General features: G+C 38.0%; 17 protein-coding genes. 3 read left to right on the plus strand and 14 right to left on the minus strand.

Annotation, left to right across the window (positions count from 1 at the left end):
* The first annotated feature begins 12 nt into the window (after positions 1-12).
* Positions 13-627 carry a trimeric intracellular cation channel family protein gene (locus ACZZZW_RS22205; protein ID WP_463496618.1) on the plus strand — a complete coding sequence of 205 codons (615 nt, stop codon included), beginning with the start codon at positions 13-15 and terminating at the stop codon, positions 625-627.
* Between the two features lie 340 nt (positions 628-967).
* Here the strand turns inward: ACZZZW_RS22205 and ACZZZW_RS22210 are convergent, their stop codons facing one another.
* Positions 968-1,516, minus strand: a complete 549-nt coding sequence (locus ACZZZW_RS22210) for a transposase (RefSeq protein ID WP_055912481.1) — start codon at positions 1,514-1,516, stop codon at positions 968-970.
* A gap of 168 nt (positions 1,517-1,684) precedes the next feature.
* Positions 1,685-3,769, minus strand: coding sequence for a hypothetical protein (locus tag ACZZZW_RS22215; RefSeq protein WP_463496621.1), 2,085 nt, complete (start codon positions 3,767-3,769; stop codon positions 1,685-1,687).
* A 256-nt stretch (positions 3,770-4,025) separates the two neighbouring features.
* Here ACZZZW_RS22215 and ACZZZW_RS22220 point away from each other — a divergent pair, with 256 nt between their 5' ends.
* Positions 4,026-4,760 (plus strand): L,D-transpeptidase family protein, encoded by a 735-nt coding sequence (locus ACZZZW_RS22220; RefSeq protein WP_463496623.1) that lies wholly within the window; start codon positions 4,026-4,028, stop codon positions 4,758-4,760.
* A 94-nt stretch (positions 4,761-4,854) separates the two neighbouring features.
* Here the strand turns inward: ACZZZW_RS22220 and fabG are convergent, their stop codons facing one another.
* From fabG to sucD, 11 genes are all read right to left on the minus strand, one after another.
* Entirely contained in the window at positions 4,855-5,598 is a 744-nt protein-coding gene (gene fabG / locus ACZZZW_RS22225; protein ID WP_055912488.1) for a 3-oxoacyl-[acyl-carrier-protein] reductase, read from the minus strand.
* A 114-nt stretch (positions 5,599-5,712) separates the two neighbouring features.
* A complete protein-coding gene (locus ACZZZW_RS22230) occupies positions 5,713-6,789 on the minus strand; it encodes an agmatine deiminase family protein (protein WP_463496626.1) in 1,077 nt (358 codons plus the stop codon).
* A 95-nt stretch (positions 6,790-6,884) separates the two neighbouring features.
* Complete coding sequence (locus ACZZZW_RS22235) at positions 6,885-7,760, minus strand: carbon-nitrogen hydrolase (RefSeq protein WP_055912491.1); 876 nt, start codon at positions 7,758-7,760, stop codon at positions 6,885-6,887.
* A 417-nt stretch (positions 7,761-8,177) separates the two neighbouring features.
* The gene (locus tag ACZZZW_RS22240) at positions 8,178-10,145 is read right to left on the minus strand and encodes an SPFH domain-containing protein (RefSeq protein WP_055912827.1); all 1,968 of its coding nucleotides are present in this window, start codon (positions 10,143-10,145) and stop codon (positions 8,178-8,180) included.
* Positions 10,146-10,523: 378 nt separating this feature from the next.
* Positions 10,524-10,745 (minus strand): cysteine-rich CWC family protein, encoded by a 222-nt coding sequence (locus tag ACZZZW_RS22245; RefSeq protein ID WP_082458853.1) that lies wholly within the window; start codon positions 10,743-10,745, stop codon positions 10,524-10,526.
* Between the two features lie 112 nt (positions 10,746-10,857).
* Complete coding sequence (locus ACZZZW_RS22250; RefSeq protein ID WP_463496629.1) at positions 10,858-11,331, minus strand: hypothetical protein; 474 nt, start codon at positions 11,329-11,331, stop codon at positions 10,858-10,860.
* Between the two features lie 118 nt (positions 11,332-11,449).
* A complete protein-coding gene (locus ACZZZW_RS22255; RefSeq protein WP_463496631.1) occupies positions 11,450-13,834 on the minus strand; it encodes a ribonucleoside-diphosphate reductase subunit alpha in 2,385 nt (794 codons plus the stop codon).
* 146 nt (positions 13,835-13,980) lie between these two features.
* Positions 13,981-14,952 (minus strand): ribonucleoside-diphosphate reductase small subunit, encoded by a 972-nt coding sequence (locus ACZZZW_RS22260; protein ID WP_025145778.1) that lies wholly within the window; start codon positions 14,950-14,952, stop codon positions 13,981-13,983.
* A gap of 454 nt (positions 14,953-15,406) precedes the next feature.
* Positions 15,407-15,787 carry a septal ring lytic transglycosylase RlpA family protein gene (locus ACZZZW_RS22265; protein ID WP_463496634.1) on the minus strand — a complete coding sequence of 127 codons (381 nt, stop codon included), beginning with the start codon at positions 15,785-15,787 and terminating at the stop codon, positions 15,407-15,409.
* 144 nt (positions 15,788-15,931) lie between these two features.
* Entirely contained in the window at positions 15,932-16,435 is a 504-nt protein-coding gene (locus ACZZZW_RS22270; protein ID WP_463496637.1) for a methionine-R-sulfoxide reductase, read from the minus strand.
* 332 nt (positions 16,436-16,767) lie between these two features.
* Complete coding sequence (gene sucD, locus ACZZZW_RS22275; RefSeq protein ID WP_055912499.1) at positions 16,768-17,640, minus strand: succinate--CoA ligase subunit alpha; 873 nt, start codon at positions 17,638-17,640, stop codon at positions 16,768-16,770.
* A gap of 836 nt (positions 17,641-18,476) precedes the next feature.
* Between sucD and ACZZZW_RS22280 the strand changes: the two genes are divergently transcribed.
* Positions 18,477-18,899 (plus strand): cupin domain-containing protein, encoded by a 423-nt coding sequence (locus ACZZZW_RS22280; RefSeq protein ID WP_463496640.1) that lies wholly within the window; start codon positions 18,477-18,479, stop codon positions 18,897-18,899.
* Positions 18,900-19,201: 302 nt separating this feature from the next.
* On the opposite strand, the gene rlmF is transcribed toward ACZZZW_RS22280, so the two are convergent.
* Complete coding sequence (gene rlmF / locus ACZZZW_RS22285) at positions 19,202-20,218, minus strand: 23S rRNA (adenine(1618)-N(6))-methyltransferase RlmF (RefSeq protein ID WP_082458854.1); 1,017 nt, start codon at positions 20,216-20,218, stop codon at positions 19,202-19,204.
* Between the last annotated feature and the right edge of the window lie 29 nt (positions 20,219-20,247).

A 20,247-nucleotide genomic window follows, 5' to 3' on the forward strand; every position in this document is an offset into this window, starting at 1 on the left:
TTAACCAGTAGAATGCTCCACATCCTCTATATTATTGCCATAACAGCTGAAGCAATGACTGCTGCACTATCTGCCGGCAGACGTGATATGGATTGGGTTGGCGTTTGTATTATTGCCTGGGTTACGGCCTTAGGTGGCGGAACGGTAAGAAATGTATTATTCGGGCATTATCCTATGAGCTGGGTAGAGCACCCTGAGTATTTGGTAATAACTGCTGTAGCAGCTTTGCTTGCCGCTTTTATCGCCTCCATAATGACTAAACTCAAAAAGCTTTTTCTCTACCTGGATGCTTTAGGTTTGGTGGTTTTTACCATAATTGGCTGCCAGGTTGCACAAGAAATTCATTTACCTTATTTAATTGTACTTTTTAGTGGTATGATTACTGGCTGTGCTGGTGGGGTACTTCGTGATGTGCTTTGTAATGAAGTTCCATTTCTTTTTAGAAAAGAGATTTACGCCAGTGCTGCAATAGTTACCGGTGCTGTATATATCGGTATAGAGCATTTTCACGGAAGCGAAATGCTGGCCACCATTATAGCTGCTATAACCGGATTAACATTAAGGCTACTTTCTATCCGCTTTGAATGGCACATGCCTAAGTTTGTTTACCGAGATGAATGGCATTAAGTTAGTTTTTTCGTGGTGTCAGATGTTACCATCTGACAATTAAAAAGTTACTTAAATAACGGATCATCATTCTTACAATGAATCTTAAATTTTTCTCACAGTCAGATGGTAACATCTGACTGCACGTTAAACTTAAAAACTTAAAGTTCCCCGTTCCTTTTCCTTAAAAACCACTCTGTACCGAGTAAAATCAAGATTAAACTCTCCGTGGTGTCAGATGTTACCATCTGACACTCAAAATTCTTCAAAATTACAATTGCCATTATTGTAATGCCAATTAAAAGATGCCCTTCACAGTCAGATGGTAACATCTGACTGCGCATCACTCAAACTAAGTCGATCATTCAAAAACATCTCTATAATCAGTTAAGTCAACAATATTTTCTGGATTTCCTAAATAAAATGCAGCACTACTAAAACGGTACTCCTCAGGATATTCACTCAAATTCCAATGAGATTGTAATGGGTTTTGATGAATATACTCCAGTTTAATTTCTAGAAGCTCTTTACTTCCAATCCAAACATCATCAAATCTATCGTCCCAAATTTTAAAAACCTGTTTATCATTATCAATCCTTATCAAATTCAGCAATAAACTTTGGTTAGACTCAAGATACTTACGTACTTCAAAGGCACAAAACTTCTTTAAATCGCGCATGCTATCCGACAATTTATTTTCATCGTTAAAATAGAATAAAACATGAAAGTGATTAGGCATAATAACATATCCAAGAATTGAAATCTTGTATTTAACAGCGATGAAATTTAAACTATTCGCAATTATTAATTTACACGGACTGCTTTCAAGAAGTTTTAAATGTTTGAAGCAACTGGTAGTCACGAAAAAACATTTCTTCTCCAGAAATAAATTCCTGTTTCTTAATCCCATAACAATAGATTTTTTTCGTGGTGTCAGATGTTATTATCTGACACTTAAAAAGTTACTTAAATAACGGATCATCATTCTTACAATAAATCTTAAATTTTTCTCACAGTAAATCTTAAATTTTTCTCACAGTCAGATGGTAACATCTGACTGCACATCAAACCTAAGAACTTAAAGTTCCCCGTTCCTTTTTCTCAAAAACCACTCTGTTCCAAGCAAAATCATAATTAAGCCAAAAAGCCATTTCATGCTGATCAACTCATCGTATTTTCGATCTTCGTAACTGATGGTTTTAATATTTTCGTTTTTAGTAATCTCTTCGGCTATTTTGAGTAGATCTACCGGCATAAAAAATTTACCGTTACTTTGTTTAGCAATTGTATTTAAAAGCTGGTGGTTAGCTGTTGTCTGTTGAAATTCTGCAATCAACGCATTTATATAGAAGCTACCGGTGGCTGTAAATTTCTTTCCACCCAGCTCAGCATTAGTGAGATAAGAATAATTCCCAGCAGGCATAGTTCCCGCATCTAGCTGATAACCATTTTCAGTTTTAGAAAAAATATAGTTAAACACTTTGCCCGCTTCATTTTTAACCTGAAGATTAACTTCTGATTCGTTTACAGGCTGATAACTGTCGTTATAAAGCGTGCCGTTAAACTGAATGCTTTCATTTTCATCGTAAGCCGATTTTGAAGTAAACACTTTAAACCTGCGCTTATCATCTTTAACGGAAAGATATTGAACCGTTTTCGAAATCAGATCATTTAAAACTGACTGATTGCTTTCATTTTCAGCCTCAGAAAGTTTCCATCGCCAAAGCCCCTCTCCCATTAAATAGCCTGCCTTTAAGCTATTTTCATTGGCGAAGAACAATAATGGCTGTTGGGTGCTTACTTTACCGATACGCTGGTTAAAAACAGGTATTGCACCGGTATTAACTGTTAACCTTCCAAACGGACTTAATAGCGGATCAAAAGCTGAAAACTGCTTCTTATCATCTTCGGTAAGATTAAAACTTGTAAAACCACTTGCAAAATCGGCATAAACTTCCTGGATGGATCCGTTTGCTGCACTTAGGTTTACCTGGTTTTGTACCTGATTAAAAGCATTTATATTGCTTTGTGCGCCTAAAATATACCAAATCGGTTTCTTTAAACCTGCTAATTTCTTTAAAAAAGTAGCTGATATATTTTGCGCATCCGGTAGTTGGTACAATACAATTAAATCGAATTTCGATGGATCTGTTGTACTTAAATCATCAGCAAGGGCTAGTTTAGCTTCGTAGTGTTTATTTAGTGAAATAGCCTCCTTTAAAACGCCTAAATCAGGGTGCGGTGCAACTGCAGCCAACAATACTTTTTGTCGGCCATCAATCACCTCTACATAAAAGGTCTGAACATTATTGCGGGTTGTGATTTCATTTTTTAAGGCTCCCAGCTGAACTGTATATTTTTGAACACCGATTTTACCCGCATGAATTTTAATCGGAATGGTTTTAACAAAAGAACTTCCACTAACAGCCATATTTTGCTGCTCAACTTTAACACCATTTTGGTTTACCGTTAAAGCGGTGTTTTCGCCATCACTCTGAAAAGCCTGCACCTGCACTTCTACTGTAAAATCATCATCCAGGTACACAATGTTATTGTAATTTACGTTCGAAATTAATATATCACGCTTGGGGATGCTATCGCCCAAGGCAATGGTATAAACCGGGGCATTAATCTGATTTACGCTATACAGCGGATTTCCACCGTGATTAAAAATACCATCAGTGGCTAAAATAATGGCCCCAACATTTCTGTTGGTATATTCATCCCTCACTTTCTGAAAAAACGCAGAAGCATCTGTTAATTTACCCTGATTTTTAAAATCGAAACCTTTTGCAACGTGATCCCCAAAGTGAAGTGTTTTTACCTCATACTTATCCAAAAGTTTATCTTGTAAGGCTTTAAGCTTTTGTTCATATAATTTTTGATCAAAACCGGCAGCTTTAACCTGACCAACAGACAAGGAATTATCTTGTCCGATAATGATTACTGGTTTATCTAAGGTGTAATTTAATGTTTTGATGAGCGGTGCAAATATTAACCAAGCAACAGTTGTTACAACGATAATACGCAACGCCGTAAGGGCATACTGAAGTTTTTTATCTAAATTTTTGTTGTTACGATAAAGCAGCCATGCGTACAATACGCCTAAGGCCAAGCAACCCAGAAAAAACAAAATAGAAGTACCCGAAAAAAAACTGTTCATACTTTTATAAAGATGGTAATTTTGGGGAAATTTTCAAGATTATTGTCTGTAAAGAATTTATGCGAGGGCTAAAATACAACTTCATTTAATTACAGAGTTCACTGAGTTTTACACTAAGGAACACGGATTACCTAAACTGTTTTTAAGCGCCCAACTCTGTGTACTTCGTGCCTTTTCTTGGTGATCTTTGTGGTGAAAAAAGAGAACGCTATGCGCTCTGTGGTTAAATCCCTATTTTTAAACCAAATCAATCTTTATGAAATTAATCTGTTTATCGTTTCTACTGTCTCTAAGCCTTATGGTGAATGCTCAAAATAATTTTAAAGCCACACAAATTAAATTCGAAAGAGTAGAAAAAGCGTACAGTGAAAAATGGGAAACCTTGAGGAAATTTCTTCAGGCTGGTGGTTATGGCGATCAATTTTCAATGGTAATCAATGCCTATAAAACAGAAGGCAAACTTGAAGTATGGTTAAAGAATAATTCGGCTAAAACCTATTCGTTGTTTAAAACTTACGATTTCTGTGCACATTCTGGCACCATTGGCCCAAAAGTAATTGAAGGTGACGGACAAACGCCGGAAGGTTTTTATTACATTAATGTTTTTAATCCGATGAGTAATTTTCACTTATCGCTGGGGGTAAACTACCCAAATACCGTAGATTATGCGCGAACCGGAAAGGATAGAAAACCTGGAAGCGACATTTACATTCATGGCAATTGCGTAACCGTTGGCTGTATCCCACTAACCGACGAAAAAATTAAAGAGGTTTATGTTTTAGGCGTTGAAGCCAGAAATGCCGGTCAGGAGAATATTCCAGTCAACATCTACCCTTTCAAAATGACCGATGGAAATATGAAAAAATATGTTGCTCAATTTCCTACCCAGGCCAGTTTTTGGAAATCGCTGCAGCCAGGTTATTTAGCTTTTGAGAAAAATAAAAACCAAGCAAATGTAAGTGAGTTAAAAGGAAAATATATTGTGAAGTAACAAAAGAAGTCAAGTTTTATAAACTTGACTTCTTTAATATTTTTATGGCTTTGGAAAGAACCCCTCCACCTTAAACCTAATGTCTTCCACCTCCCTACAGCATCCCGCCGCAAACAGATAAAGTTTGTCCGGTTACGTAAGCACTCATATCTGAGGCCAGGAAAACGCAAACATTTGCAATATCTTCAGTTTCGCCGGCACGTTTTAATGGAATATCTTTTTCCCAGCCTTCAACCACTTTTGGATCTAAAACTTCGGTCATCTCAGTACGGATAAAGCCTGGTGCAACAACGTTAGCACGGATGTTTCTCGAACCAAGCTCTTTAGCTACCGATTTTGTAAAACCGATAATTCCTGCTTTTGAAGCAGCATAATTTGCTTGGCCGGCATTACCAGTTGTACCAACAACAGAACCCATATTGATAAAAACACCTTTACGGGCTTTCATCATTATTTTAGAAGCTGCTTTAGTAACGTTAAAGATAGATTTAAGGTTAATATTAATTACATCATCCCAGTTTTCTTCACTCATACGCATCAATAAACCATCTTTGGTAATACCAGCGTTATTTACAACAATATCAATGGTACCAAATTCAGCTACGATATCATTAATCAATTGCTCTGCCTCAGCAAATTTAGAAGCATCAGAACGATAACCTTTAACTTTGGTACCAAAGCTTTGTAATTCCTGCTCTAAAGCTTCACCTTTTTCTACTGATGATAAATAGGTAAAAGCTACATTAGCGCCCTGTTCGGCAAATTTTTCAGCTATTTTACGGCCGATCCCTTTCGATGCGCCTGTAATTAATGCCGTTTTTCCTTCTAATAATTTCATAACCCTTAAATCCCCTAAAAGGGACTTTTATATAATGTATAAAAAATTTAATTTTGGTAAAGTTAATATTAATTGTGAATTGTTTAACACAATAGGTGTTCCCCCTTCAGGGGGTTAGGGGGTGGGTTCCTGCTGGCTCAAACAATGAAAGCTTCCCAATCCCCAGATAATATCTACTGAATTGATACCAATCACTTTTCGATCAGGAAAACAGCCCTGGATAATATCTAAAGCTTTCCGGTCGTTCACATCATCAAAAATAGGCACAATTACCGCAGCATTAGCAATGTAAAAATTAGCATAAGATGCAGGTAAACGGGTATCCTCATAAATTACTGGCGAAGGCATTGGAAGCTCAACAATATTTAATGCCCTTCCATCTTTTAATTTCATTGCTTTTAATGCTTCAAGGTTCTCTTGCAACAAATGATAGTTTTCATCCAAAGGATTGCTTTCTACAACAGTTAAAACCGTATCCTCGTTTACAAAACGCGTAATATCATCAATATGACCGTCGGTATCATCGCCAACTATCCCATCTCCTAACCATAATACCTGATCCTGACCATAATATTCCAATAAATACTGCTCAATCTGCTCCTTTGTTAAATGTGGATTACGGTTTTCATTCAGCAAACAAGCTGTGGTGGTTAAAACTGTGCCAGCACCATTAAATTCTACCGAACCACCTTCCATAACAATATCAGGTGCAAACAATGGTAGATTAAAATGTTTTGCAATCTTAGTTGGAATTACATCATCTAAATCAAAAGGCGGATATTTTCCACCCCAGGCATTATAACCCCAATCTACCACCGCTTTTTCATTACCTTTCAGCAAAAATGCAGGACCGTGATCGCGGCACCAGGCATCGTTGGTTTCATTAAAATAAAATTCAATCTGGCTTAAATCGGCACCAACTTTGGTTAATTCAGAAACTGCAAACGCTTTCATTTCTTCATCTTTAACATTGATGCGTACCTGCTCACCCTCTGCAATAGCTTTAATAAATTGGCAGTAAGGTTCGTAAATGGTTTCGATTTTATCTGGCCAGGAAGCTTCTTTATGCGGCCAGCTTAACCAGGTTGCTTCATGTTTAACCCACTCGGCTGGAAAAGTATACCCTTGTTTTTTTGGAGAATAATCGAATTGATTAATATTTAAATCTTTTTTCGGTGGGAAGTTTGACATCTATTTAATTTATAAATGAATGGTCCGTGATAACACGAACCATGAATTTTTATTTGTGGGTTTTCGCTTTAAGCTTGGGGCTTTAACCTTTCAGCTTAGTCCCCATCAATATATCGTTTCGTAATCGGTTGGTAAGAATCAATTCTTCTATCTCTCAAGAAAGGCCAGTGCTTACGGAAAAAATCAGACTCCGATAAATCCAGTTCTACAACTTCAGTTTCTTCCTGATCATGCGAGCCTAAATAAAGTATTTTCCCTTGTCCGTTTGTGGCGAAACTTCCACCCCAAAATTTCATGGCACCATCCTGCTCAAAACCTACACGATTTACACTCACTACCGGAACACCATTTGCAACGGCATGCGAACGCTGGATGGTTTGCCATGCATTATATTGATCTTGATTGGTTTCTTCATCCTGATCGGTAGCCCAGCCGATAGCCGTTGGATAGAACATAATATCGGCACCCATTAAAGCTGTAATACGTGAGGCTTCAGGATACCATTGATCCCAACAGATTAAAATACCGATTTTAGCAAACTTGGTTTCGAAAACTTTATAGCCTAAATCACCAGGTGTGAAATAGAATTTCTCGTAAAAAGCAGGATCATCAGGAATATGCATTTTGCGGTATTTACCTAAATATGAACCATCAGCGTCTAAAACTGCTGTAGTATTATGGTACAAGCCTTCAGCACGTTTTTCAAACAAAGATGCAATAATTACCACGCCTAATTCTTTAGCAACAACCTGCAAAGCATCTGTAGATGGGCCAGGAATTGCCTCTGCCAAGTCGAAATTATCATAATCTTCAACATCGCAGAAATACAGCGAGGTAAAAAGTTCTTGCAAACACACAATCTGCGCACCTTTTGCAGCCGCTTCCCTTACCTTTGCAATCGCTTTATCTAAATTTTCCTGCTTATCTTTGGTACAGCTCATCTGCACCAAGCCAACTTTTACTTTCTTCATGTTCTCAAAATGATTCAATTAACAAATTAGCGAATAATTGAATGTTTCATTTGCGATTTGCATACTCACCATTCAAATTTTCGTTCATTCAAAATTAGGCTGCAAAGTTACTATTTTGTTTAAAACTAGAACGGCATAATAATGTAATTGTTTTCTGTTTTAGGAAATGCAAACACTGCATTTCAAACGTTTGTCAGTCGGGCTATCCATTATAGCTCCGATGAAACCTGTGAAACAAGCAGGCATGCAATAAAGCAACAAAGATAAGTGATTAAATCGGAGGCTGCCATTCCTATCCCGTTTAAATGGCTTGGTTTCTACTGCTATTTGCGTTTACCCACCTAACGTCACAAGTCATTAGCTAATAATGAAAAAGCCCCGATTTTCATCGAGGCTTTCAATCTGATTAAAACCAAACTAAGGGTTTATATTATCCTTTTTAGGTTTTGCTTTTGTTTCTACAATTTCTGCTACTGCTACCACTTCTTTGCGTTGTGCCGGGTCCATCAGTTCCATTAATTTCAAGCCCAAAAGGCCATCCATTGCCGAACCACCATGGTTGCCTCCACTACCACCAATAAGTACGTCAGGAATTAATTTCACATTGCCTTTTGATAATTCTTCGGTGATTTTATAACGGGTGAAGTTTTCACCACCCAGTGCTTTCACGGCAAGTTCGTACGCTTCGGCAGTTGATTTACCAACGGCTAATATTTTACCTGCTTCGGCACTACCGGTTAACGAAATCTGTTCAGCCTCTGCAGATGCCCTTAATTTTATCGCTTCCGAATCGGCTTGTGCCCTTGCTTTAGTGGCCTCGGCTTCGGCATGAGCCCTCATTTTTGTAGCCTCGGCCTCTGCACCAACGGCTAATTTCACCCCAGCCGCATCACCTTCCGATTTTTTCACAGTTGCACTGGCAGTACGTTCGGCAATTTCAACACTTTGTTGTGCTTTCACAATATCTTTCTGCATATCGGCAATTGCAGTTTCTTTTTCCATCCCCTGGCGGGTTTCCTGTGCCTGTTTTTGGGTTTCGTAAGTAACCTTTTGCTCTTCTGCAATTTTACGGTCGGTTAAGGTTTTCATTAACGATTCTGGTGGCACAATATCACCAATCAATGTATCAACCGCATTTACATTATACTCATCCAACACTTTCCGGATATGCTCTTTAGCAGATTCCTGACGCTCTTTACGGGTACTTAAAAATGCAATCACATCACTTCCCTGTGCCGAGTTACGGAAATAGTTACCGATTGTAGGCTCTAAAACCTGCGAAACCAGATTCACCATGTTACCGAAACGGGCAATTACTTTTGGAGCTTCAGTTGTAGGTACATGAATAATTTGCGCCACATCTAAATTGAACGGGAAACCATCTTTAGAACGCACAGTAATGGTTGAAAGGTTTTTATCCAAATTGTGTGCTTCACTCCTTGCCGATGCCCAGTTAAGCACCAGGTTGGTGGTTGGCACCAGCTCTACCTTCATAATATACTTATTAATCGGGTATTTACCTGGGCCAAGAGGCTCCAACCAAACTCCTTTAGAACCTTTGCCCACAATATTACCATGTTTAAAATCAGCACCGGTTAAATCATTTCCTTCGGTACCAATAAACGAGATCACCACACCTACGTAACCTATCGCAATTTCTGTCATCGGGATTTCTTCCAGTTGAATGGCCCATGGATTAAGGTTATAAGAACCCGCTAAAATTACCTGGGGCTGTAAACCACGGTTACCTCCTTGCTTGATAAAGGCATCAAAATCCTGAAAATTATTGTGCCCATCAACCAATTTACCGGCAATCTGGTTGGCCTCAATAGGTAAGCCATCTAAAGTGGTTACAATACCCACCATGCTCTCCTGAATCCGGATCATATCGGTAACCGAAACCTGAAACAACATTGTATTGATACGGTAAGAACCTGAGGTAATATAGGAGGTTTGCCGGCCTCGCTGACCGCCGTTATCCAGAAACTTAACAGCATCCTGAAAATTATCGGATTCTACCCTTTGGCCAAGAATATTACCCGTTGGGATTTCGGAACCATCTTTGGCCATAATCAGCCCAATTTTACCTTCCGGAATAATGGTAAACTGTTCCATGGTTACGCTGTACTGCCAAAACCACATTCCAAAATACATTCCCGGTGCTAACGTTTTTCCCTGGAAACCTGCTTCGCCTTTAACTGCGATAATTCGGCCATCAGGCAGTTCGCGATCGGAACCGAAGAGCACGAATTTTTTGGTAATCAACCCGATTCTATCTTCGGGTACAATGACCATCCCGAATAAGAAACGTAAAATATATTTGTATAAAATGATGCACAACAGTGCCACTAAAACCCACCAATAATTAGAAATGAGCGCTTCCATAATGTTATATTTTTTCTTTTTTTTTAACCTGATAAACCATTTATCAAGCACGATATAGATATCAAACAGCGTGCTTTGTTACCATTTTTAACACTTATTTTAAAACTATTTTTTATTGATTTTAAGGCCTAAAAGATGACTCAGGATCGATTTAGAGCGAAATGTCATCTGCAGATGATTTTTTATAGAATAGCCTGACTGAATGCTTATAAACGCTAAAAACTAACCATTTAGGTTTACTGAAATAGTTGCAGAAATTTTAATTGTAAAAACTACAATTAATGCAAGAAAATATGTCCTTTTTTAGACCTACATGATTGACCAGATTGGGATACACCTTTATTGATTGGTTAGCCACAAGGCACGAAAACGCAAAGATTAAATGCCTATTTCTACACGATACTCTTGCTGCAATTCAAACAGGCATTTGGCGCAAAGGCAGCCATCATATAGTTCGGAGATGTACTGTACTTCGTTAATGCTGAGCTGCACTACACTGCATTGGCATTTGGTATAAGAATTTGCCTTGCACTCAATAGCCGTATTACATCGCTCGCAAGGAATGATTTCATGTTTGCTATGTTTCAAGGTTGAAGGCATAAGTTATAAGGTTTAAAGTAAAACCTATTGCATTACAAAAATATAAACAAAAAATAAGGTTTTGAGCGTTTGCCCAAAACCTTACACTAACATTGCTTAAAACTTGGAATCTCTACTGCAATAACATTACAGCATAATAATAGCCAGTCTGAGAAGAAACTACCTTAATATATTTTATTTGTTGTGGCGAAACTTCTGTAAGGATATACGTCACTCCTTTAATCGTAATTTCTCCTTTAGCGATACTATAAGAGCTTGTTTCTATTTTACTTTCAGCAGCATCGCACTTTTCATTACCATTATCAATTTTTATTACACCATCAGCATTAAAAGAGTAAACATCATCCTTTTCACAATCTATAGGTAAGAAATATATGTTAAGTAGTGGATTCGAACCAGGGTTTTTATCTACTGTAGCCCTTTTCCAAGTTCGCTTAGTGAGATAATCTAAAGGGCCCTTCTCTTCTGTTTCATGTTTTTTACAATTCGAGAAAAGCAGAATGACAGAAATCAAAATCAATGTTACAAATCGTTTCTTATTCATATGGATAATAATAGAAAAATTTTGGCTAAAAATTACAGCCATTAACAATGTGCATTATACCGTAAAAAAAGGTTTTGAGCATTTGCCCAAAACCTTATTTAATTTTTGAATATTTAATCGGCAAGCAGGCCTTAAACCTTCCGCCTTTTTACCCTCTACCTTATCCAGAACAGCTGATACAGCCTTCTTCCATCGAACAAACTGGTCCGTCAACGATTTCTTCTGCAACCTGATCTTGTGTCATTTCAGCAGGGATAACTGCCTCAATAGCTTTACCACCTTGGTTTTCTACTGTAAATTTAACCGCTTGAGAAGCTGCTTGTGTACGCAGGTAGTACATACCGGTTTTTAAACCTTTCTCCCATGCGTAAAAGTGCATTGAAGTTAATTTTGATGTATTTGGTGCATTTACAAACAAGTTTAACGATTGCGATTGACAGATGTAGGCTCCACGATCTGCAGCCATATCGATGATATTACGCATTTTGATCTCCCAAACAGTTTTGTATAACTCTTTAATGTAATCAGGAATGGTATCGATAGCCTGAATTGAACCATTAGCCAATATAATCTGATTTTTCATATCATTGTTCCATAAGCCCAATGCTACTAAATCTTTCAATAAATGTTTGTTTACCACTACAAACTCTCCACTTAATACCCGACGGGTGTAAATGTTTGAAGTATATGGCTCGAAACATTCATTGTTACCTAAAATTTGTGAGGTAGATGCAGTTGGCATAGGTGCAACCAATAATGAGTTGTACACACCATCTTTAACTACTTTTTTGCGCAACGCATTCCAGTCCCAACGGCCACTATCTGGTGTTACATTCCATAAATCGAACTGGAATTTACCTTGTGATAACGGAGAACCTTTAAATGTTTGATATGGGCCGTTTTTAACTGCTAAATCATGCGAAGCCGTCATAGAAGCGAAATATATCGTTTCGAAAATATCTTTGTTCAAACGTTTAGCTTCATCACTTTCGAAAGGTAAACGCAATAAAATAAAGGCATCAGCCAAACCTTGTACACCTAAACCAACCGGGCGGTGGCGCATATTGGAGTTTTCTGCCTCTTGTACCGGGTAATAGTTATGATCGATGATTTTGTTCAGGTTTAAAGTAGCCTGATAAGTTACATCGTATAATTTTTGGTGATCAAAAGCACCATTGATTACGAAACGAGGCAATGCCAATGAAGCTAAGTTACAAACGGCAACTTCATCTTTAGAGGTATACTCGATAATTTCGGTACACAAGTTAGAACTCTTAATGGTACCTAAGTTCTGTTGGTTAGATTTGCTGTTCGCGGCATCTTTAAACAACATATAAGGTGTACCGGTTTCAATCTGCGAATCTAGGATGGCAAACCAAAGTTCTTGCGCTTTAACGGTTTTGCGTCCACGTTTTTCAGCTTCGTATTTAGTATACAGGGCTTCGAACTCAGCACCAAAACAATCTGCTAAACCTGGTGCTTCGTGCGGGCAAAATAATGTCCAATCGCCATTATCTTTAACGCGTTGCATAAATAAATCGTTAATCCATAAGGCGTAGAATAAATCACGCGCACGCATTTCTTCTTTACCGTGGTTTTTACGAAGATCAAGAAATTCAAAAACATCAGCATGCCAAGGCTCTAAATAAATTGCGAAAGCACCTTTACGTTTACCTCCACCCTGATCTACATAACGGGCAGTATCGTTAAATACGCGTAACATTGGGATGATACCATTACTTGTACCATTGGTACCGCCAATATACGATCCTGTTGCACGGATGTTGTGAATGCTTAAACCAATACCACCAGCACTTTGCGAAATTTTAGCGGTTTGCTTCAACGTATCGTAAATACCTTCAATACTGTCATCCTGCATGGTTAACAAGAAACATGAAGACATTTGAGGTTTTGGCGTGGCTGCGTTAAATAAAGTTGGTGTAGCATGTGTAAACCAACGCTCGCTCATTAAGTTATAGGTTTTGATTGCGCTTTCGATATCTGCTTTGTGTATACCAACAGAAACGCGCATAAACAAATGTTGCGGGCGTTCTACAATCTGACCATTAACTTTTAATAGGTAAGATTTTTCCAACGTTTTGAAACCGAAATAATCAAAGCCGAAATCGCGGTCGTAAATGATAGAACTATCTAAAATATCCTTGTTTTTTTCTATGATCTCATAAACATCATCAGCGATAAGCGGTGCAGCTTTCTGCGCTTTCGGGTCGAAATATTCGTACAACATTTTCATCGTACCCGAGAATGATTTTGTGGTATTTTTATGCAAGTTCGAAACCGCTATACGCGATGCCAGCAAAGCATAATCAGGGTGCTTAGTAGTTAACGATGCAGCAGTTTCTGCAGCAAGGTTATCCAGTTCTGACGTGGTTACGCCATCGTATAAACCTTCGATTACCTTTTTGGCTACATCGATTGGATCTACCAGATCTGAATTTAAACTATAGCACAACTTTTGGATACGGGCTGTGATTTTGTCAAATTGCACCGCCTCTTTGCGGCCATCTCTTTTTAGTACGAACATATTTTATGAGATTTTTAGTTAATATTTAGTAGCGAGCATCAAGTATCAAGACTTAATCATCACTTTATATTTTTGTTATTTATTTAATTGGTATCAGGTATCGAGGCTACAATAACCTTCGGCCTTCTACCTTTTAATCCTCTACCCTAGAAGTCTTCGTCTAAAGAAAACGCTTGTTTGTTGTTATCCGCAGAGGTTAATACACCACTTTTTTGATAATCGCCTACACGTTTCTCGAAGAAATTGGTTTTACCCTGCAATGAAATCATTTCCATAAAATCGAAAGGATTGGTTGCATTGTAGATTTTTTTGTAACCAAGTTCCTGTAACCATCTGTCGGCTACGAATTCGATGTACTGACTCATTAATTTTGCATTCATACCAATTAAAGCAACTGGCAATGCATCTGTAATAAATTCTTTTTCAATTTCTACTGCATCACTGATAATGCCATGCACTGCTTCTTCACTTAATTTATTGCTTAGCATGCTGTACAATAAACAGGCAAACTCGCAATGCGATCCCTCGTCTCTTGAGATCAACTCATTACTGAAAGTTAACCCTGGCATTAAACCACGTTTCTTTAACCAGAAAATAGAGCAGAAACTTCCGCTGAAGAAAATACCTTCAACCGCAGCAAATGCCACTAAACGTTCGGCAAAAGTTCCGTTTTCGATCCAGCGTAAAGCCCATTCTGCTTTTCTTTTTACCGCAGGTACGGTATCTATAGCATGGAATAAACGGTCTTTCTCTTCCGGATCTTTAATATAAGTGTCAATTAACAGGGCGTAGGTTTCGGCATGAATGTTTTCCATCATAATCTGGAAACCATAAAAACAACGTGCCTCAGGCAACTGCACTTCGCTCATGAAGTTTACCGCAAGGTTTTCGTTCACTATACCATCACTAGCAGAAAAGAAAGCAAGGATGTGAGAAATAAAATGCCTTTCGCCATCATTTAAATTGTCCCAGTGTTTCTGGTCGTCAGAAAGATCAATCTCTTCTGCTGTCCAAAAACTAGCTTCGGTCTTTTTATACATTTCCCAAATTGCCGGATACTTAATCGGCAAAAGCACAAATCTGTCTTTGTTTTCTTGTAGTAATAATTCCTGTTCCATACACTGATGTTTTTAATTCTAATTTTTAACAGAGCCGACAAAGGCACGCATCCATCAATTTTATATGATGATTGTAATGTCTTTTATCAAAACGCTGTTGTGAAAGTGCTAACCCTATTGCCTGACAAACAACTGAATTTTTAGTTAGGAAAATTTAATAAAGCAATCAGGATGATATACGTATAAATTACTAAAAACTAAGCTTTTATATTTGTTTTCAAACGCAAGAAGTTAAAGAACTTTGTTATAACAAATATAGATACGGCAGGCCTTTTTTGTGAACCAAAGTTGTTAACACCCGGCTATAATGCTGGGGAAAAACGATCAGGCAAATATCATTTTCAAGCGAAAAAAAAGCTAATCGTTTCTTTTCAAGGGTTTAGCAAACAAAAATGAGTGTTAATAACTTAAATTTGAGGGGTATAATAAGCACTAAATAGAGCGGAAAAGAGTATTACTCAACGGCATAGCTCAGGCTCACTTTGGCTATACCCTTGCGGTAGATACCGATCTGTTTTGCAGCACGTTCTGACAGATCTATGGCCAATCTTTTAGAGAAAGGACCGCGATCATTTACCTTTACTACAACTGATTTTCCGTTATCGGGGTTGGTTACTGTAATGAGTGTGCCGAATGGCAGTGTGCGGTGGGCGGCCGTTAATTTTTTCGACCTGTATTTGGCGCCGCTGGTGGTTCGGCGGCCTTCGAATTTTCTGTGGTAATAAGTGGCGAGAACTGTTTTATTGATACTATCTGGTTCATTTGATGGGTCAGAATCGTGTGCTTTGCTTTGTAAAAACAGGAAACAAAAACTTAATAACAGAAGATACTTCATAGGCTAAATTTTATTTATCGAGCCTGCAAATATAAGCATTTAGTTTATAATCAATAATTTGTGGAAAAACAGCCCGATTTTGTGCATTAAAAAAGGCGTACAGCTTGTCGCTATACGCCTCTACCTAACCCTACTACATCCACCTTATTTTTTATCTGGCACGAAATTCATTGAGATCGAATTTACACAATGACGAGTGTCTTTGTTGGTAAATCCTTCGCCTACAAATACGTGACCAAGATGCGCACCACAGTTGGCACAAACTATTTCTGTACGTGATCCATCTGGATCAGGAATACGTTTTACAGCTCCTTTAATTTCATCATCAAAAGCAGGCCATCCGCAATGTGCATCAAACTTGGTTTCTGAACGATATAATGCTGCATTACAACGTTTACAGGTATAAGTTCCTTTATCGGTTGTATGTTCGTATTTTCCTGTACCAGGATATTCTGTACCTTTATTTACTATTACTTTTTCTTCTTCGGGTGTTAATGGATTCCAGTTCATTTTCTTCTTTGGTATGATTTGTTCTGTTTCCTTCGGTTGTTTTGCAGCTTCCTTATTTTGCTTTTGGGCACAAGCAGAAAGTCCTGTTATTAAAACAACAGCAGAAAGCAAAAATAGTTTATTTAACATCGTTTTCATACCTCAATATACGCTATAGATTTTGTTTTGGTTTGCTGGTTTGAGAGAATGAGGCAGTGTTTACAAAGGGATGATAAATGAGAATAACTAATTAGAAATCTACCACAGAGTACACAGAGAAAACAGAGATAAAATTATATATTGTCCATTTTTAAAACTGATATAAGATTCTTTCGCTCTGCAAGATCGAAATTAGTAAATTAAATAATTCGGTGTGCTCTGTGCGTTTTCTTAGTGCCCTCTGTGGTAAAACTGTAATCAGATTCAAATAAAACAAAAAAAAGCGTCTCGAAACTAATCGAAACGCTTTTTTATATAGAAATCTTTAAATCTTATTTAGCCAATTCTTCTGCCATTGCAGCACCGATTTCAGCAGGACTTTCTACTACACGGATACCACACTCACGCATGATTTTCATTTTAGCCGCTGCAGTATCATCAGCACCGCCAACAATAGCACCAGCGTGGCCCATTCTACGTCCCGGAGGCGCAGTTTGACCAGCGATAAACCCAACAACAGGCTTAGTACCGTTTTCTTTAATCCAACGCGCTGCTTCAGCTTCCATTCCACCACCAATTTCACCAATCATGATGATACCGTGAGTTTCAGGATCGTTCATTAATAATTTAACAGCTTCTACAGTTGGCGTTCCGATAATTGGGTCTCCACCGATACCAATTGCAGTTGTAATACCTAAACCAGCTTTAACAACCTGATCCACAGCTTCGTAAGTTAAAGTTCCTGATTTAGAAACCACACCTACATGACCTTTTTTGAAGATAAAGCCTGGCATAATACCAATTTTAGCTTCATCAGCAGTAATTACACCAGGACAGTTAGGGCCGATAAGCGTAACATCACGGTCAGTAATATATTCTTTAACCTGAATCATATCCTTTGTAGGGATACCTTCAGTAATACAAACAATAACTTTAATACCACCTTCGGCAGCTTCCATAATTGCATCAGCAGCAAAAGCTGGTGGCACAAAAATGATAGATACATTTGCACCCGTTTTATCAACGGCATCTTTAACAGTATTAAAAACAGGCTTTTCTAAATGCAATTGCCCACCTTTGCCAGGCGTCACACCACCAACTACGTTTGTACCATAGGCCAGCATTTGCTCAGCGTGGTAAGTTCCTTCGTTTCCGGTAAAACCCTGAACGATAACCTTAGAATCTTTATTTACTAAAACGCTCATGTATCAATATTTTTTTTGTGCAAAGCTAATATTATTGTAATGGAATTCAAATCTAAAACCATATTATTTAGTCCGTTTTTTCAGGAAAATGTAAGGAAATGCATTGTGGGAGCTTTAGATAAAATTATTCATGTTTTTGGTATCGTGTAAGGAGCAGGCTTTTCGGTAATAAACTTGTCAGCAGCGGGCGTCACGGTTTAAGTACTGCCTGTTTTGTCTTTTATGGTGTGCTTGCTTGTTTCACAGGTTTCATCGGGATAAAGTGAATGGAAGGGCTTCAAAAGGCCAAGAATTACAATTTTTCGTTTTCAAATCAAAAATATCAGTGATTTTTTAGGAAATGAACAGTCTGGTTCTTTTGGAGGGCTTCTGCCCCGCTCTCCGTTTTTTCTGATGAAGAATCAGAACCACTGCGATCGGGTTTAGGTACATAGTTTGGATGCTTTTGGCAAGATGTAAGGAGCAGGCCTTTCGGTAATAAACCTTAAAGCAACGGGTATCACGATTTAAGCACTGCCTGTTTTGTCTTTTATTGTGTGCTTGCTTGTTTCACAGGTTTCATGGGGATAGAGTGAATGGCAGGGCTTCAAAGGGCAATAATTACAATTTTTCGTTTTCAAATCAAAAATATCAGTGATTTTTCAGGAAATGAACAGTCATGTTCTTTTGGAGGGCTTCAGTCCCGCTTTCCGTTTTTTCTGATGAAGAATCAGAACCACTGCGATCGGGTTTAGTAACAAAGTTTGGATGCTTTTGGCAAGATCCATGCAAAACGCTTAAATTTACTTTTCAAGCCGCAATACCAAGCTTAATAATGATGCTAAATCTGAATAACCATGAAATTAATCCTTATTGTAACTGTATTTGTTTCAATTTTTATTTCCCTGAATGCAAGCGGGCAGAGTAATGATACCAGTAAATACATTCTTCAAAATGATGCTGAAATAGCTAAAGAAGAGCCAGGAACACATAATGGTGGTGGAAAAACCATTGGCTTTAACTTTTTTGGTGATGCGAAGAATTTAAAAACGGTATTCAAAAAAAGAATTTTAAAGTCTGGGTCATCAATCGGTTATCATTTACAAAAAGAAGACGAAATATATTATGTGATCAGTGGAAACGGCACCATGCAAATGAATGGAAAAACCTTTGCCGTTAAACCTGGCGATGCCATTTTAACCCGGCCGGGCAGCTCACATGGCATTGCACCAAATGTGGGTAACGACTTAACGATTATGATTGTTTACGAGAAGAAATAAGCACGAACATAAGTAGGATTAGGCGAAGTTTAGCTAACATTTTCAGTTTATAGTTGCCGGTTCTGAATTCTTACTCGAAGTGCAAAAGTATGTACTGCAGTTAAAAATTGCCAATCCTTAGCTGTTGAATCGAGTTTAAAAACCTCACATAATGCATCGAAAGTTATATGATCTCAAAAAATCAGCGGAAATTTATAACATTGCGTGGAAAAATTAAATACACACTTTACAAATTACCATAAAAACACAAAAAGCCAGATTAACTTAATCGCTAATCTGGCTTTGCTTTATTTGCTATTAAACTATAAACTTTTTACTTCAGCTTTAGCATTATCTACTTTTGGTTTAGGTTCCGTTTTCCAGCCCTTTGCCCACTCAGCCTGTGCAGCTTCATCATGGAAAGTCCAGGCCACGAAACGACTTATTTTTTGTCCCTGGCTCATTTGAACCGTAGTTACTTCAAAAGCATTAGCTTTAACCAATGCACTGTAGATACTTTTTAAATTGGCACTTTTTGATACCAATGAAGTAAACCATAAAACCTGATTTTTAATTTGCTCGCTCTGAATAATCATCTGTTCTACAAAAGCACGTTCGCCACCGGGGCACCAAAGCTCAGCCTTGTTTCCACCAAAGTTTAGTACGTGTTTTACCTCTTTTTCGTTTCCGCCCAGGTTGCGCCATTTCTGACGTGTACCTTGTTCAGCCTCTTTTAACGATGCATGGAAAGGTGGATTACAAACTACGGCATCAAAACGCTCTTTACCGCCCACAATGCCTCTAAAAATACCCATTTTTGACGATTGCTGACGGATTTCTACTGCACCCTGTAACGGTTTATTGGCTTCGATAATGCGTTTGGCCGAATCAACCGAAAGTGGATCGATTTCTGAACCAACGAAATTCCAGCCATATTCCTGGTGACCAATAATAGGGTAAATACAATTTGCCCCAACACCGATATCCAATACATTAATGTTGGCTCCTTTTGGATTTTTACCTTTATTGCTTGAACCTAAAAGATCGGCAACATAATGAATATAATCTGCCCGGCCCGGAATTGGCGGACAAAGAAAATCTGCAGGAATATCCCACTGAGAAATGTTATAAAAATACTTTAATAATGCCCTGTTAAGTGCTTTAACGGCATTTTGATCTGCAAAATCGATAGAATCATCATTATGCTCATTTTTAAAAACGAAGCGTTTTAATTCTTTTGAAGTTGCAATAAGTTGTTTGAAATTGTAGCGCGAACGGTGTTTGTTGCGTGGGTGTAACTCGCTTTTTTCTTTGCGGTTATTTTGTTCTTCTTGAGCCAATGTGCTATGGATTAATTAAACAAGCTGTG

Source organism: Pedobacter sp. AC379 (assembly GCF_979258145.1).

Excerpts from the sequence above, each read along its gene's own strand:
- ACZZZW_RS22205 (WP_463496618.1), top strand. The coding sequence starts at position 13 with ATGCTCCACATCCTCTATATTATTGCCATAACAGCTGAAGCAATGACT.
- ACZZZW_RS22210 (WP_055912481.1), bottom strand. The coding sequence starts at position 1,516 with ATGGGATTAAGAAACAGGAATTTATTTCTGGAGAAGAAATGTTTTTTC.
- ACZZZW_RS22215 (WP_463496621.1), bottom strand. The coding sequence starts at position 3,769 with ATGAACAGTTTTTTTTCGGGTACTTCTATTTTGTTTTTTCTGGGTTGC.
- ACZZZW_RS22220 (WP_463496623.1), top strand. The coding sequence starts at position 4,026 with ATGAAATTAATCTGTTTATCGTTTCTACTGTCTCTAAGCCTTATGGTG.
- fabG (WP_055912488.1), bottom strand. The coding sequence starts at position 5,598 with ATGAAATTATTAGAAGGAAAAACGGCATTAATTACAGGCGCATCGAAA.
- ACZZZW_RS22230 (WP_463496626.1), bottom strand. The coding sequence starts at position 6,789 with ATGTCAAACTTCCCACCGAAAAAAGATTTAAATATTAATCAATTCGAT.
- ACZZZW_RS22235 (WP_055912491.1), bottom strand. The coding sequence starts at position 7,760 with ATGAAGAAAGTAAAAGTTGGCTTGGTGCAGATGAGCTGTACCAAAGAT.
- ACZZZW_RS22240 (WP_055912827.1), bottom strand. The coding sequence starts at position 10,145 with ATGGAAGCGCTCATTTCTAATTATTGGTGGGTTTTAGTGGCACTGTTG.
- ACZZZW_RS22245 (WP_082458853.1), bottom strand. The coding sequence starts at position 10,745 with ATGCCTTCAACCTTGAAACATAGCAAACATGAAATCATTCCTTGCGAG.
- ACZZZW_RS22250 (WP_463496629.1), bottom strand. The coding sequence starts at position 11,331 with ATGGCTGTAATTTTTAGCCAAAATTTTTCTATTATTATCCATATGAAT.
- ACZZZW_RS22255 (WP_463496631.1), bottom strand. The coding sequence starts at position 13,834 with ATGTTCGTACTAAAAAGAGATGGCCGCAAAGAGGCGGTGCAATTTGAC.
- ACZZZW_RS22260 (WP_025145778.1), bottom strand. The coding sequence starts at position 14,952 with ATGGAACAGGAATTATTACTACAAGAAAACAAAGACAGATTTGTGCTT.
- ACZZZW_RS22265 (WP_463496634.1), bottom strand. The coding sequence starts at position 15,787 with ATGAAGTATCTTCTGTTATTAAGTTTTTGTTTCCTGTTTTTACAAAGC.
- ACZZZW_RS22270 (WP_463496637.1), bottom strand. The coding sequence starts at position 16,435 with ATGAAAACGATGTTAAATAAACTATTTTTGCTTTCTGCTGTTGTTTTA.
- sucD (WP_055912499.1), bottom strand. The coding sequence starts at position 17,640 with ATGAGCGTTTTAGTAAATAAAGATTCTAAGGTTATCGTTCAGGGTTTT.
- ACZZZW_RS22280 (WP_463496640.1), top strand. The coding sequence starts at position 18,477 with ATGAAATTAATCCTTATTGTAACTGTATTTGTTTCAATTTTTATTTCC.